Origin of the sequence: Arthrobacter sp. NPDC093125, from assembly GCF_044754225.1 — a bacterium.
In the GTDB taxonomy this organism is placed as follows: Bacteria; Actinomycetota; Actinomycetes; order Actinomycetales; family Micrococcaceae; genus Arthrobacter.
In genome coordinates, this window is sequence record NZ_JBIVOQ010000015.1 from 16,625 (window position 1) to 29,776 (window position 13,152).

The window sequence follows — 13,152 nt, forward strand, 5'->3', positions numbered from 1 at the left end:
TGCGGCGAGGACTTAGACAGGCCGACCAACAACGAGATCAAGCTACCGGGAGACTAAGCTCTTGCTGCTTCGAAGGCGGCTTCCTGGATCTCCATTGAGGGACCGGACCAAACTTGAGTGATTGCCTTGGTCAGAGCAACAGAACGCTCCTTGATGTCAGCTTCAGTCCAGAGATCGATGTGTCCCTGGATGATTTCCTTGTTGAGCACCAGAAGGCTGAAAGCGTCGAGCAGGGTTCGCTTGCCCTTGCCTGACTCACCACCGTCGATAAGTCCCGTGGCGTCTCTGTCTGTCCACGGACGGTTGGATAGCGAACCATTCAGTGACTTGGTCACGAGCGTGAGATTACCGATCGTGTTTACGACCCGGTCACGGACAGCTGCCTCTTCGGGAGTGAGTCTTGGCGGCGGGTCCCAGTGGGTTCGCCAACCTTGCGGCATGACGTGCTCGATTTCCAATCCCCATGGAAGCTCGACTGCTTCGTATTTCGTGCTTTGGTTGCGAAGTTGTTGCTCTACAGCACGGAGGACTACCTGGAGCCGCCACTGGCGGATATTCCCGTAGAGCTTCACATCAGGGAGTGTCGTGAGCATCTCTTGATCGGAAGGCCAGTAACGGGTCTCCGCGGTCTGCTCCGAAAGAAACTTCCTTTTGGCGTTTCCGGCTTCGCGAGCATCAACGCTCCCGAGCGACTTCAAGGTGGCGACCATGAAGCGGTTTACATCCTTGGAGGTCTTCCGCAGGAGTGTGCGGCGGATAACCCAACTTTCGATGGCGTCCAGTGCTATCCGCACCTGGTCGAGGGGAACCGAGTGGTTCTCGGAGAGGAGCCAGAGGAAGAGAGGGGTGGTGGCCGCCAGCTCCATCGTTTCGATAACCCGGGAGCGGAACCGTCCTTCGGGTGTTCCTACATCGAGTTCGCTGAGGCCGCGGTAAGTATCGGCATCCTTCCGCAGTTCCGTCAGCAAGGCTTCCGCCTTGGCGGGAGTGGACAGTCGCGACCCTGCGTAGTCCGCGAAAACTCTGAACACCAACTCCGCTTTGACTTCTTCCTGTAAGCGCATCGTGAGCCAGTACTGCAGAAAGATGTCCACGCGGGACCGAATCTGACGGCCTTGGGAGATTTCAGCCCGCCACCATACTGTATCGAAGTCGGCCCAGTGCGTCCTGGACCATTTGTCCACATCAGCGCCAATCTGTTCGCCCTTGCGGAAGACCCAGTTCTTGATGAGGTCCGCTTTCAGCAGGGGTGTGCCCCGGTCGTTCAGCGTTTCGAAGATCAGCTGTGAGTCTTCATGTCCTGACAAGTCGATGGCGACGACGACCAGTCGATGTTCAAGCGTTGAGCAGAGTTCCTTGGCACGGAGTTCTTCAGTGGCGGGTGGGGCGATCTCTTCCTCGTCCGGCGTTCCCGTTAGCCACCGTTCTATTTCGCGCCGAAAAAAGTCGTGAGCCTCGATGACTCGATGCTCCTCGACAGGCGGTTCCTCTGGATCCATGGCATGGGCAAACGCGCTTCGGTCCGCCTGGGATGGCCAGAGCTTGAAGCGCTCGATGCGGCCTTTGAAGGTCAACGCCCTGTTCAGAATGAGCTCTTCGAGCTGATCCGCTTCTGTCTGGTGTCCGCGCTTGGCAATGATTTCATGGGCGGCATCAAGCAAGAGCTGAAGTGTCGTCATGCGTTGTTGGCCGTCGATGACCTCGTGCCGTGTCACATCGCCGGCAGACGGAGGCTTCGACTCGTAATAACCGCACCCAGGAAGTGGTTCGGAATTGGGGGCTTACCCCCGTCAAGAAGATAACTCTCGGTGACCCGGACCACGTCGTCCCACAGGGGGGCCCATTGGCTCTCCTCGTCCCAGACATAGGGGCGTTGAAATGCGGGAACCTCAAAATGGCGACGACCTTCGAAAAGGTCTCGCGGCTTCGAGGATGAGTATCCACTGCATGCACCTTTCGACTACGACGTCCTCCGTCACACGCTATCGGCCAATTAAGCACGAAAGCGACAAATCATGCATCGCCGTCATTTGGGTCGCCGGCCTTGATTGACACCGGCGCGCTCCCGCGTTGATTCGAGTCCCGAGACTCATCGAAATGAGATGATCGCCGAGACGGAACCTAATCCGCACCTGAATGGAGCCATTATGACTGGACCGCAGTCCGACCCATCATCGTTAGTCAAAGTTGAATTGAACTTTGGCGAACCAACCTACCTGAGGCTTGCTGCACGCCTCTACGGCGAAGACACCGAGGAATGGTGGAAGGATCTCGCTGATCTGCTGTATGGCCGTCCCGGCTGGTACTGCGAAATCACGTCAACGCCTGAGATGGAGCTGATTTGGTCCTACGGAGCGGTTGGGTCCTCGTTGTTCAATATCTCGTATGAGGACGAACCCGGCTACGCCCTGTTCGATTGGGAAGCAGACTCCACGAGAAAGTTCCAGACAGTTAATGAGCTACGTAAATGGCTGGATGAAAACGAATGGCGGCACGCAGATCACACTCTTAAACTGCGTGATCTCGCTTCATCCTCTGACTGGGCAGTTCTGAAAGCTGTTGGCTTCGACATAGACGTGACCTTTGACAACGACAGATGGATCGGAACTGTGCGCAAGCTGCCCGTAACTATGAGTGCAGGGATGTCCCTGGCCGATGTCGTTTTACAGATGCGCGAGGGGATTGCCCAGGCTTTCGACGCCCCTGCCTCCGTCGCCAATGATCTTCAGGTACGGGTACACCTCGATCCCGCTTCTGCCGCGGCTTTGACCAGCTAACTGCGCAGGCAAAGAGATTACGGACCCGCGGGCTGGGAGCCTTGAACTGCCAGTTCGCGCATATGGCTTGCGATACGCGTGGTGTTGATTTCCGCCAGTCAGATTCCACGCGCAATGGCGTGCCTTGACTCAACGAGATCCCCTGGCTGCCTGAGTCTCTGGATGAGCCTTCGTGCGGGCCTGGACACTCAACGATGGGGTGGTCCGCTTTGGCTCGGTCAGTGCGCTGAGCCCAGCGAGTCGCAGCATCGCGTCGTGGAGGAAGCTCACCAGAAAGCCCGCTCGGCCGAGAGCGAAGATGCTGCTCATCAGGTGGTCGGCTTCGTGGCTCAGTCCCCGTTGGCTCAGCGCCAGGACTGCGACGTAGCTGTTGGAGGCAAATCCGAACTGATCAAGGTTCCGCCTGGCTGCGGATCGTTGCTTGAATGCGTGTGCCAGGGCGTCGTCGATGCTCCCGGCCGCGGCGAGGGTGATTCCGCGAATGAACGGTTCCATGCCTGCAGCAAGCCCGGGTAGGTCCAGACAGCCATTTCCGAACGGCGCATCATGGACGCCAACCAGTGGCGCTACGACAAGGATCAGGGGATCACGGGCGGGCGGTCGAGCACATCCGAAATCACCAGCTGACTCCGGTCAGCGAAGCTAGGAAAACCTGGCCGAATAAGTACAGCTGTGCGTGCGTGGGACTGCGCGCCTGACTATCTGTCCCGTGAGGGCGGAAACACGACAATGCCACGGCCCGGGACGGGGCTGGACGGCGGCTAGTATCCAAGGAAGGTCAAACAGATGAGGGACGCGGCCTTCAAAGCTGAGCAGTTCGCCGGTGTGCACCTTCCACACGTCACCGCAGTGAACCAGTTGGTCGAGTCCCTCCGGGAGCCTGAGCCTTCGACCGGCCGCGGGTGGGTGCCGTACGTCGCGCCTCTTCATGGGGGCTCGGAGGCTAGGATCCTAAGCATTGCGCGTGATCCCGGGCCGATGACCCACGAGACCATGGGCTCCGGAATGCTGTGTGTGGAGAACGACGACGATTCCGCAGCGCTCCAATGCCAACTGCTCGCCTCGGTAGACCTGATGCCTGCTGACCTGACCCCTTGGAACGACTACCCGTGGTACCGCCACGATCAGTCCAGCGGTCTGAGGAGCCCGCAGATCACGGAAGGGCTGAACCCTTTGGCCCGGTTGATCGACCTGATGCCAAAGCTCAAGTCGTACTCCTCCAAGGCGGCGAAGCGCAGACCCTGTGGAAGCGGTTCGCCCGCAAGCACCCCAGAGTCGCTGCCCGGTATGCGGCAGTGAAAACTTATCGCCCTGGAAGGACTGCGCTCAGAGACCCTGATCCGGCAGTTCGGGAAGCTCGGGCCAACCGCCGTTTCGAAGCTTCTCGCGAGGTCCGTCAGATTCTGGGCCGCTGTCAGGATGGCCGCTAGATCGGGGACATGTCGCAGCCGTTTATCCACGACCTCCGTGGAGCCATCTGGTTTGGGATACGGCAGAGGCAAGCTCTTAGCTACGCTTTTCGGCCGGCCGGTACCTGTCACCAAAGGCGACCAAGGAGCTCTGGAGCAGCGTCATGCTGCCCAGTATGTCCACTGGCCGGGAACGGGATTCTGCCGGCAGTGGGCTGACCATCCAGGCGGCGAACACGTTATGAGGAATCTTCAGGCTCATCGCCTGATCAAAGAGACGCAACACAGGTTCGTGGAAGAGCCCATCTTTGAGCTGGAAGCCCGGGCAGAAGGTTCCCTCGCCGATGAATACCCGAACTGGCCGGCGCATGGCCTCCGGGTCGCCGCGGGATTGGAAATGCGTCTCCAGGTCCGCCGCTGTCGGCAGGGTGAATTCTTCGCGGATGCTGTCCCAGATATACTCCGGGACAGCCGGCCAAAACCGCTCAGCCTTCACATTCAACGCAGTAGGCATGGCCGTCCTTCTCGCTCGCCTTCTGCGAACGGTGGCGGACCAGGAAGCAGGAATAGCAGGTGAACTCATCGTCAGCCTGCGGGATGACCTGGACGACGAGCTCTTCGGCAATGAACTCGCCACCGGGGGTCAGGCCGTCCAGGGCGTCAGCCTCGTCGAGCTCCTGAACCACGGATTTCGCATCCGGGGCTTTGGCGGACTTCAGGGCCTCCAGGGAGTTTTCCTGGGATTCCTTGACGTCAGTGCGCAGTTCATCGTAATCGGTTGCCACGAAAGTGCATCTCTTCTCTGTTAGGGGGTATTGCCGATCCTGCAACGTACAGGACATGGGAAGAATTCCCTAAAAGAGCGGCTGCATGGGCACACAATCAGAACCTCAGGGAACATGCCATTGGCCAGCGTCAGTCGGGCACCTGGGGTTTCAATATCAGGAAGTGACACCTAGTCTGGGCAGAGCCGATGGCCGCGAAAGTTGCGGAACCAACCACCGGATTTGAGTGTCTTATAAGTCTGGTCTTGGGGGAACGTTGAGGTATCCGAAATATCCGCAGCAGCATCAGCCACGCGTCTTTGATACTTCGTTCGACTACAAAACCGACACTCCCGCTCAGACCAAGCCCGACCCGGACAGTGACAGTCAGTTGCTCCGGTGGGACAACGAGCTGCTGTGGAGCAAAGAGCTGCCGTCCGAAGATGTTTTCGCCCCGAAGGTGACAAGCAGGACGAAGGAGTATCTCATCTTCACGGACGCCAATACAGAGAGGCATTGCTACGGCAGCGACGCCATCACCACCTCTTACACCGCCTGGATAAAGGCAAAGAGGCCCAGATCAAGGGCCCTGGTTAACGCTATCGAAGGGCTGACCCCGGCACAGAAGATCAGGTACCTCAACCCGCCTTACACGATCGGCAGCGCAATGATCTGGCCGCTCCGGTCGAAGGATCTCCCGACCATGAACACGGCCCGAGGGAGGCGGCTGCTCATCGCTGACCGCATAGACCTCACCCTTGAGTCCATCCGGCGGCACTATGCAAACGAACCCGGAAGCCCCCTTGCCGATGTCACCACCGCCTACAAGGACTTCTTCGAACTGTTCGGCACCTTCAAGGGCTTCGTGGACTTCTTCCACTTCCAGGACCTCATCGTTGCCGGCTCCGACTACCAGGGAATCGAGTACTTCCTGAAGCCAAACAACTTCAAGCGTTCCGGAACACCGGCCACAACCCTTGAGTACATCGAATACAGGGAGAATGTGCTGGCGTTCATCGAAAAACGGAGCGAGCGAATGGCAAAGTGGGTCAAGGAAAACCACCTCGAGATCGAGGTTCGCCATTCAGACTGACTACGCACGTCGCAGGGTCATAGTCGGCGCAATGAAACCATAGGGGGACTTCATGGAACTACCAGCCATCTTACGAGAAGAAAACGTGGAGGTCGCAGCCAAGCTTCTCAAGCGCTACTACCTCGAACCCTCCACAAAGACGGGGCTGCTCAGTACCGGCAGCTACTTTGACGAATGGGCGAACCGCGGCGACGGCCCTGATGTGAGGGACAGGATCACCGATAGCGACGCTGTCGCCGTGACCATGCTCAGCGTCAAAGTTCCGGCCCAGGCCATCATCGGGCTGCAGGAACAGCCATTGGCTACGCGCATAGAGAAGCTCCTGGCTGAAATACCCACCGATGTGAAGATGAGCCGCCTCACAACCGAAGAAGCTCAAGGGAGATTGGGGAAGGGCAGTCCGGCATGGTTGCTCTGGCAGGAGCTCAGACGCACACCAAAAACGCGCTGGGATGTCGGGGCCACCATCGCCAGCAAGATCCTTGCAAGGAAGCGACCGCATCTCATCCCCATCTGGGACAAAGTCATCGGGGCCGTCGTGGGCAAAGACACCGCCAAGGACCAGTGGCTGAACTGGCACAACCTCTTCATGGAGGACCCAGACCTTGCTGGCCGGTTGACGCGCATTCACCAGCTCTCCACGGTACCGACACCAATTTCCGAACTGCGCATCATGGACGCCATCCTGTGGCGCTACGGTAAGGACAAGGGCATCACCGGCGGGCGGTCGAGCGCATCCGGAATCACCGGCTGAAGCCGGTCAGCGAAGCCACGACAACCCTGGTCGAACCTCGCAACCGCCCGCGCCAGCTTCAGTATCCAGCCGAAGTGTGCCGGCTATAGAGCTCCATCGCCTTTCATCATTTGTTGCGCTAAACGGATCGGATCGTTAGGGTCCTGGGCCGACACAATTTCATTGAGCTTCGATGTTAAGTAGGCGAGAAGCTCTCGGTCCCACTCAAGTGAGAGCCCGAGCCACGTCGTAGCCGACCGACTTTGCCAGCTTGTGCCACGACCTGTCCTCTTCGCAGTTGGGGTTAAAGTGTGGGCCCAATGTGTTGACCCCCTCCGGTCCCTTCACCACGAGGGTTCGCGCTATGGTCCTGCCCAGTTGGTCCAATTCCTGGTTGAGTCGCCGCCACTCTGCCTGCTCGAATTCGGAGCGATTCATGGCTTCAGGGTCCCTGTCGCATTGCGTGCAGCGTCCCCTCCGGCCCACATCAGCCATCGTTGTCACGTAGATGCCTCTTTGGCCCGCCCGACACTGACCATCCATGATCGAGCACCACTGAGTGTGGAACAGTTTCCCGGTTCGAGTGACGTACACCTGTCCGTCACCTGCCACAGGTGACCCGTCGTCACGGTGGCTTTGCGGCTCAACGCGGACGAGCGGCCGTTCCTTTGCCCGGTGCTCGACTTTCGCTTCTTCTTTGAGTCGCAGCCTCTCTGCCCGCTTCTCCGCCCGCTCCAATTTGGAGCGCTTCTTCGCTTCAGGGTCCTGGTCGTTGCGGGCAACGTCCCCGCAGGCCCACATCAGCCATCGTTGTCACGTAGATGCCTCCATTGACGGCGCGCCAGTGACCATCCATGATCGAGCACCATTGAGTGTGGAACAGCTTGCGACCGGGTCACATACGCCTGACCTTCACCTGCGATGGGCGACCCGTCGTCACGGTGGCTTTGCGGCTCAACGCGGAAGAGCGGACGTTTCTTTTGCGCGCCGTGGTCGGCTTTCACTTCTTCGTGTGTGGTGCTCACAACCCGTTCCTTCTCCGAAGACCTCTGCCATATCAGGTGCACGTCGAATTCGTCGGGCCGCACCACCTCGTCCCGAACCAGTCGAAGAACTGAGAGCAGCCCTGCCGAGAACGGGGAGCCTGCAGCGGCAAGGAAAATCAGCCCGCGCCTGACGGCAACGGGCTGATCATGATGGTCCGATTCTACGTCAACCTCACGATCATCTCGAAGTCGGCTGCAGTTCCAGCCCACTTGGGCTGCATCTTCATATCCCACTCCTGACCAGCACGGCGTACCTTGAGCGCAATGTGATCCCATGGCTGCCTAAGTCTCCGGAGGAGTTCGACCAATTCTTCAGCGACCGGCATAAAGCGCTCGCGCTGCGCATCACGCGGCTTCTCGAGGCCGACACTGCACCGGACAACGGGGATGTGGGCTGGCCTGCCTCAGTTCCGGAGACGATCGACGAGAACTTGCCGTCGCCGACGACACCTGACTTCTGCCTCCAAGGATTTGCATGTATCTGCGGCTAAACCTTGCAAAATCACGGGATAACCGACCACGCGCTGCATCAATCAGTACTACGTGCTCGACCTACGCGCCGAGATTTTGGGCGAGACCGGCCGCAGTCAGGCGACGTTCGATTGGCTCCGCGGGGACCGGTACCTTCTGCAGCCGCGCGGCAAAAACTGCCTGTGGACGACTTCTGGTCCAATCGCAGCTCGCATCTGCGCCGGTGTGGGTCGCCCTCGAGAGCGGCCAGACGCTCTTGGTCTCGACGGATCGCGATGGCGGCCGCGACAGTGGCCCCTGAGCGAATGGCCTCCGGCGGGATCGGCCGTAACGCGATGGCTTTGGCAGCGGCCTCGGAAGTAGAGCCTGCGCCTCTTGACCTTTGCGCTCCATGGGATCAATTCTAAGTGTGGTCACTGCCACGCACTGACGCGTTCACGTTTCTGATCATCCGTGCCTGTCCCCTCTCGGGTGCTAGTGGCTTGATCTGCAGACCAGCGCACCGGGTGGGCCCTCGGGCCGCTTGCGGGGACTGGCCTTCCCACTATCTGGCTCTGAGCAAGACGGTGGAGTGCCATTTGCCGTCGGGTCCCTGATAACTGCTCTTATCAACGTATGGAAAAGACGGGCGCTCGCGTGACGCGCTGGGCTTAACCGAGAGTCCCGGACTAAGTCATCCCGTATAAGGCGGCCCGATGGCCGTCCGCTACGACGACGAGTTCCGGTCCCTGTTTGCCGTGGCGAAAGCGGAAAAGGGCTTCGACAGCTTCCTGCAGTACCACGAGTACCGTCAAGCACATAGACAACATGGACTACTAGCGTGAAATCCGATTCTGTGAGCACGAATAGATTCAACTACAGGAACACCATGTAATTCCTGCCATTTTCCTGGTTTGGCTCACTCCTGCCGGGCAGTTTACGTTTTACGTTGGAAATAGACAGTGCCAGCCGATGGCCCCCATATTCGGCTGGTACTGACTATTGCTTAGTGTGCTGCCTGGTAATTTTCGAGAATCTCCTGCTGGATACGACCGCGAGTGTTCACCTTGAGTCCGTTATCCAAAGCCCACATCCGAACGGCTTTGGTATCCACCCCGGAACCGCCGGCTTTGCGTCCCGCCGGACGTCCACGGCCACCGGATGTCCTGCGTCCGGCATTGGCAAAGCGTTCCAAGGCTGAACGCAGCTCCCTGGCGTGAGCCTCATTCAGGTCAATTTCGTATTCCGACCCGTCAAGGCCGAAGGTGATGGTTTCATTGGCTTCCGAGCCGTCAAGGTCATCGGAAAGAATTACTACTGTTTTCTGGGCCATGAATTAATGCTATCAGTTTATCGAGCGGGTGATCGGCCTGTCTGCAGGGTGCTCCGGAAGCGGAATCTGCCGGCTCAAGAATGGCCCTGCAATCACGAGGCACTTGCCTTTGCGAGGCCCGGGCGTTCGATGCTGGTCGCGAATTTCAGCTGTTCAACTCTGCAGCCGCACCATATTGCGTGGAATCAAGGCGGCAATATTACTGATCTCCTCCGCCAGGTCAGTGCTTAGACGGTAACCATCGGCTTTACGGGTCAGGAATTTGATCGCAGCAGTCTTGCGTCGGACCTTCGTGGTCTCCTTCAACCATTCGGGGTATGAGATCAGTTCAAGCGCCAGTTCCTTCTTCCGGCCGCCAAAGTCCTGCTCGTACTCATACACTTTTTCGGCGATCTTTCGGTTGGCTAGGGGAAAAACGTATGCGCTCAAAAGGGCGGGATGTACGTCGCCGAGGCCTGCATCGGCGAGAATGCGCGGAGCGAGAATGCCACGCTTGTTTCGGGACTCGGCACGGTACTCCGGAGAATCAACCAGGGCTGCCGCCGCGTCGGCAATATACCGACGTTCCATCTCCAGGCTTTCCTGATGCTCGGCGTCTTCACCGGCCTCAGACTCCGACTGCGCCGCGTACAACTCGCTCAGGAAAGAGCCAGTCCATTCCGTTTGCGCGTGCCAAACATAGGCAAGGCCCTCGGCAACCCATGTTATCGAGACACCCTCCGTGGAACCATCGTGCGGTTGGGCGCGGGCAACAACTTGCTTCACTGCGTCAGGCAGGTCCTCGTCATCACTGACCAGCTCGGCCACAAGCCCATTCAGATCAAAAGGCACTGCACTGACACTGACAAATGACGCTCCTACCTGGGCTGCAGCATGCACCACTTCAGTGGCCGAAAGTTGTTTTCCGTCCAGCGCGACGTAATTTTCACCTTCGAACTTCGCCCCCGGAAGAAACAACAGACCTGCCTCGCCGGCCTGGGTTGGAATGCTGGCGGCAATAGCGGTCAATTCGGCCGAGGTGTAGGTAAAAGTCATGGTCAAATACTATGAGACGCGTCAGACACTGTTTTCTGATGCGGACAGTTAGGGTATGGCATCCATATCCATGTCCTTTTCCATCTCCCTCTGGCTGGGAGTGCCCGCAGCGAGGCAACACATATGATGGCCCGGTGTCTGATGAAGCAAACCAGCCCCGTTTTCTGACCTTGGCCCAGGTCGCCGACGAGTTGAACGTGAAGCAAAGCCTCGTGCAAGGTCTCATCAGGACGGGGGAGTTGCGTGCTTTTCAGGTCGGTGGAAGGGGCATGTGGCGCATTGGTCGCCAGGACGTTGAAGACTACATCGTCCAGGCCTACCAGCGCACCGCTGATCGCGTCGCGGCCGGTGATCTCGAAGACGGGGCTGAATCTGAGGATCAAGAGTAGCTAGTCCGCCACCTACCAAACCCGAATGACCAGGGTGACGAGCCGTGGTTCTCCTGGCCAGGGCTGGTGACTCGTCGGCAGTTCCTCTTGACCTGGCAGTGCAGACTCGCACGCAATAATTAGCACTCGGGACCAAAAACCATTGGTCGCGGAACGCGCGCCAGTTGAGTGGTTCCGTGGTTTCTGGATGAATAACTCGAGCTGTCACCGCTGAAGGTCAGACCTGATTCGGTCCGTTCGATGCGTCGGCACCTACAGGACTCACCGGTGCCTCAGCTGGAGTCTGGCCCTTCTCTATCTGAGCGGTCAGGTACTCAAGGTCGGCTACATCAACAGTCCCACGAGTAATGGCAAGGTAAACCGCCTCACGGGAATCTGAGGCACTCGTGTTCGCGCGCTCCATCAGAATCGCGGCAACTACCACCCCTACTACAGCGATCACCGCAAACCACCAAGATGGGGAGACCTCAAAGTACACACGGGTGGCACACACACCCGTGATGAAAAGGATCGGAAGGACGAGCCCAGCTCGAAACTCTGCTTCACCGCGAGCCTTATGGAACCGGTCGTAAGCTTTCTCATCCGTTTTGCCGAGCTGATGAGCCAAGCTATCGATCTCCGTATACATCTGTCGCAGCACGTCGTTTACAAGCGCCTTAATTTCCCTGGCACGGGCCTTCTCCTTGGCGTTCTCGTCGGGCCATAACTCGTCCAAGATTGAAGGCTTCATAGCGGTTGCCGCACCATCCGGGGCGATCTCATCCCGCAGCTCACGAGGTGGCCGAACCAGCGATGCTCGAACTGCGAGATCCTCTACGTGCTGGCGAAGACGCCTACCCTCTGAATCCGAGAAATTTGGGGTCGCGAGGGGCACCCTATTGATGATTCGGAGTACCAGTGCATCGAGTCCCGATACGACACCGAGAACGTACGCGATAAAGGTGATGGCCGCGATAGTCGGTACTGGCCCAAGATAGGCAACCAATTTGGCGACGTTGCCTACAAGCGAGTCGTCTTGCTGCACGTTAAAAATCTGATGACCGAGCCAAAGCCACAGACCAAATAGCAGGAGCATCCCTGATGAAAGGGCACTCTTGACGTCTCGTAGGTTGGTCAGGAATCCCAGCATGCATCTACCGCCATCTTCTACTGCGCGAGTCGGAACAGACCACACAAAGGCAAGAGTGGTCCATGAACATCATGGACCACTCCCTCAGAGGTTGAGCTCTCAAGAAGGGCCTACGGGTTCTGGCCGGTCTTCTCTCGTTGCCTATCAGCTACTTACTACCGGTTTGCGTCGCGCACCTTTCGAATTCTGTCGTCTCGCTTCGCGAGGGTGTACTCCTTGGTCCGCAGCCGCAACGAGACGCCCCCGGATTTCCTCAGGTGAGCTGGCGACGCTCGTGAACGCCGTGGAGACGATGGACGACGGCGGCTCGGACTGGTAGCGCGGCGGCGTCGGGCAGAGCCTTTGGTCGATCATGGTGGTCGACCCGGATCTGTGCCAGAAGCTACCGGGCGCTGTACGGATATGCATGGAGGCCGGGCAGCTGCAGGCGGCACTCCGTCTGGTGATCTGCTACCAGTACCTGGCCGATGATCCGGTAGCTATCGTGGACGCGATGATGAAGGAGCACCCGACTCTCGCCCATGATGAGATGGCCGGGTACCTCGTGGAACATGTGCATGAGTGAGGACGACTCGACGTTTACTGAGCGCCCGCACAGGCCTGTCGCCGATCTCATCTCCGGCCCGGCCGCGATGAACAAGGTGCGAGCAACAGGTCCGCGACGCGCGGCGCGACGGCTGACGCCGGCAGCGTTCCTGTTCCGGCCGTTCCCAGAAGTCTTGTCAGATCCTTGTCAGATCGCCCAGTCCTGGCAAAGCAAAAGGCCCTGCTTCCCTCACAAACAAAGGGAACCAGGGCCTTTCTACGTGGCGGTGACGGTGGGATTTGAACCCATTGTGGCCTCTAAATACTTCACAGCTGGTCCATCTACGGAAGGAGGCAGTGATTTCAAAGAGCCAACGGTCAGAAAAGGGCTATCAGTTTATCCATAGACAGACCTGTGCGTTTAGCTGGGCTTAGGTCAACTAATCGCCTTGGTCCGGGAAATAAGATG

The 13,152-nt window shown here is 58.5% G+C and carries 14 protein-coding genes and 1 pseudogene; 6 read left to right on the forward strand and 9 right to left on the reverse strand.

Translation table 11 applies throughout. The features are described 5' to 3' along the window. Positions 1 to 53: 53 nt before the first annotated feature. Entirely contained in the window at positions 54 to 1,715 is a 1,662-nt protein-coding gene (locus tag ACIP9X_RS19005; protein ID WP_400481319.1) for a DUF262 domain-containing protein, read from the reverse strand. Beyond that, positions 1,712 to 1,906: pseudogene (locus ACIP9X_RS19010) on the reverse strand (DUF262 domain-containing protein); the annotation flags it as partial. The pseudogene ACIP9X_RS19010 and the gene ACIP9X_RS19005, both read right to left, overlap by 4 nt. Before the next feature lie 196 nt (positions 1,907 to 2,102). Between ACIP9X_RS19010 and ACIP9X_RS19015 the strand changes: the two are divergent. Beyond that, on the forward strand, positions 2,103 to 2,777 hold the full coding sequence (locus ACIP9X_RS19015; RefSeq protein WP_400481320.1) for a hypothetical protein: 675 nt from the start codon (positions 2,103 to 2,105) through the stop codon (positions 2,775 to 2,777). A 129-nt stretch (positions 2,778 to 2,906) separates the two neighbouring features. Here the strand turns inward: ACIP9X_RS19015 and ACIP9X_RS19020 are convergent, their stop codons facing one another. Continuing rightward, positions 2,907 to 3,272 (reverse strand): hypothetical protein, encoded by a 366-nt coding sequence (locus tag ACIP9X_RS19020; RefSeq protein ID WP_400481321.1) that lies wholly within the window; start codon positions 3,270 to 3,272, stop codon positions 2,907 to 2,909. Between the two features lie 483 nt (positions 3,273 to 3,755). Between ACIP9X_RS19020 and ACIP9X_RS19025 the strand changes: the two genes are divergently transcribed. Further along, the gene (locus tag ACIP9X_RS19025; protein ID WP_400481322.1) at positions 3,756 to 4,076 is read left to right on the forward strand and encodes a hypothetical protein; all 321 of its coding nucleotides are present in this window, start codon (positions 3,756 to 3,758) and stop codon (positions 4,074 to 4,076) included. A gap of 207 nt (positions 4,077 to 4,283) precedes the next feature. Here the strand turns inward: ACIP9X_RS19025 and ACIP9X_RS19030 are convergent, their stop codons facing one another. Next, positions 4,284 to 4,700 (reverse strand): hypothetical protein, encoded by a 417-nt coding sequence (locus ACIP9X_RS19030; RefSeq protein WP_400481323.1) that lies wholly within the window; start codon positions 4,698 to 4,700, stop codon positions 4,284 to 4,286. Beyond that, entirely contained in the window at positions 4,672 to 4,971 is a 300-nt protein-coding gene (locus ACIP9X_RS19035) for a DUF4193 domain-containing protein (RefSeq protein WP_400481324.1), read from the reverse strand. Before ACIP9X_RS19035 ends, ACIP9X_RS19030 begins: the two co-directional genes overlap by 29 nt. Positions 4,972 to 5,227: 256 nt before the next feature. Here ACIP9X_RS19035 and ACIP9X_RS19040 point away from each other — a divergent pair, with 256 nt between their 5' ends. Both ACIP9X_RS19040 and ACIP9X_RS19045 read left to right on the forward strand, forming a co-directional pair. Next, positions 5,228 to 6,043 carry a DUF6994 family protein gene (locus ACIP9X_RS19040; protein WP_400481325.1) on the forward strand — a complete coding sequence of 272 codons (816 nt, stop codon included), beginning with the start codon at positions 5,228 to 5,230 and terminating at the stop codon, positions 6,041 to 6,043. Positions 6,044 to 6,095: 52 nt separating this feature from the next. Beyond that, positions 6,096 to 6,797 carry a DUF6308 family protein gene (locus ACIP9X_RS19045; protein WP_400481326.1) on the forward strand — a complete coding sequence of 234 codons (702 nt, stop codon included), beginning with the start codon at positions 6,096 to 6,098 and terminating at the stop codon, positions 6,795 to 6,797. A 779-nt stretch (positions 6,798 to 7,576) separates the two neighbouring features. Here the strand turns inward: ACIP9X_RS19045 and ACIP9X_RS19050 are convergent. The 3 genes from ACIP9X_RS19050 to ACIP9X_RS19060 form a co-directional block, all read right to left on the reverse strand. Further along, the gene (locus tag ACIP9X_RS19050; RefSeq protein ID WP_400481327.1) at positions 7,577 to 7,801 is read right to left on the reverse strand and encodes a hypothetical protein; all 225 of its coding nucleotides are present in this window, start codon (positions 7,799 to 7,801) and stop codon (positions 7,577 to 7,579) included. A gap of 1,477 nt (positions 7,802 to 9,278) precedes the next feature. Then, a complete protein-coding gene (locus ACIP9X_RS19055; RefSeq protein WP_400481328.1) occupies positions 9,279 to 9,605 on the reverse strand; it encodes an Lsr2 family protein in 327 nt (108 codons plus the stop codon). A gap of 153 nt (positions 9,606 to 9,758) precedes the next feature. Continuing rightward, positions 9,759 to 10,640, reverse strand: coding sequence for a hypothetical protein (locus ACIP9X_RS19060; RefSeq protein WP_400481329.1), 882 nt, complete (start codon positions 10,638 to 10,640; stop codon positions 9,759 to 9,761). Positions 10,641 to 10,774: 134 nt separating this feature from the next. On the opposite strand from ACIP9X_RS19060, the gene ACIP9X_RS19065 reads away from it, so the two are divergent. Beyond that, entirely contained in the window at positions 10,775 to 11,029 is a 255-nt protein-coding gene (locus ACIP9X_RS19065; RefSeq protein WP_400481330.1) for a helix-turn-helix domain-containing protein, read from the forward strand. A gap of 217 nt (positions 11,030 to 11,246) precedes the next feature. On the opposite strand, the gene ACIP9X_RS19070 is transcribed toward ACIP9X_RS19065, so the two are convergent. Next, a complete protein-coding gene (locus ACIP9X_RS19070; protein ID WP_400481331.1) occupies positions 11,247 to 12,158 on the reverse strand; it encodes a hypothetical protein in 912 nt (303 codons plus the stop codon). 406 nt (positions 12,159 to 12,564) lie between these two features. Between ACIP9X_RS19070 and ACIP9X_RS19075 the strand changes: the two genes are divergently transcribed. Continuing rightward, positions 12,565 to 12,723 carry a hypothetical protein gene (locus ACIP9X_RS19075; RefSeq protein ID WP_400481332.1) on the forward strand — a complete coding sequence of 53 codons (159 nt, stop codon included), beginning with the start codon at positions 12,565 to 12,567 and terminating at the stop codon, positions 12,721 to 12,723. Positions 12,724 to 13,152: the final 429 nt, after the last annotated feature.

Bases quoted from the DNA above. Each gene is read 5' to 3' on its own strand.
- ACIP9X_RS19015 (WP_400481320.1), top strand. From the start codon at position 2,103: ATGATCGCCGAGACGGAACCTAATCCGCACCTGAATGGAGCCATTATG.
- ACIP9X_RS19020 (WP_400481321.1), bottom strand. From the start codon at position 3,272: ATGGAACCGTTCATTCGCGGAATCACCCTCGCCGCGGCCGGGAGCATC.
- ACIP9X_RS19025 (WP_400481322.1), top strand. From the start codon at position 3,756: ATGACCCACGAGACCATGGGCTCCGGAATGCTGTGTGTGGAGAACGAC.
- ACIP9X_RS19030 (WP_400481323.1), bottom strand. From the start codon at position 4,700: ATGCCTACTGCGTTGAATGTGAAGGCTGAGCGGTTTTGGCCGGCTGTC.
- ACIP9X_RS19045 (WP_400481326.1), top strand. From the start codon at position 6,096: ATGGAACTACCAGCCATCTTACGAGAAGAAAACGTGGAGGTCGCAGCC.
- ACIP9X_RS19055 (WP_400481328.1), bottom strand. From the start codon at position 9,605: ATGGCCCAGAAAACAGTAGTAATTCTTTCCGATGACCTTGACGGCTCG.
- ACIP9X_RS19060 (WP_400481329.1), bottom strand. From the start codon at position 10,640: ATGACTTTTACCTACACCTCGGCCGAATTGACCGCTATTGCCGCCAGC.
- ACIP9X_RS19070 (WP_400481331.1), bottom strand. From the start codon at position 12,158: ATGCTGGGATTCCTGACCAACCTACGAGACGTCAAGAGTGCCCTTTCA.
- ACIP9X_RS19075 (WP_400481332.1), top strand. From the start codon at position 12,565: ATGGAGGCCGGGCAGCTGCAGGCGGCACTCCGTCTGGTGATCTGCTAC.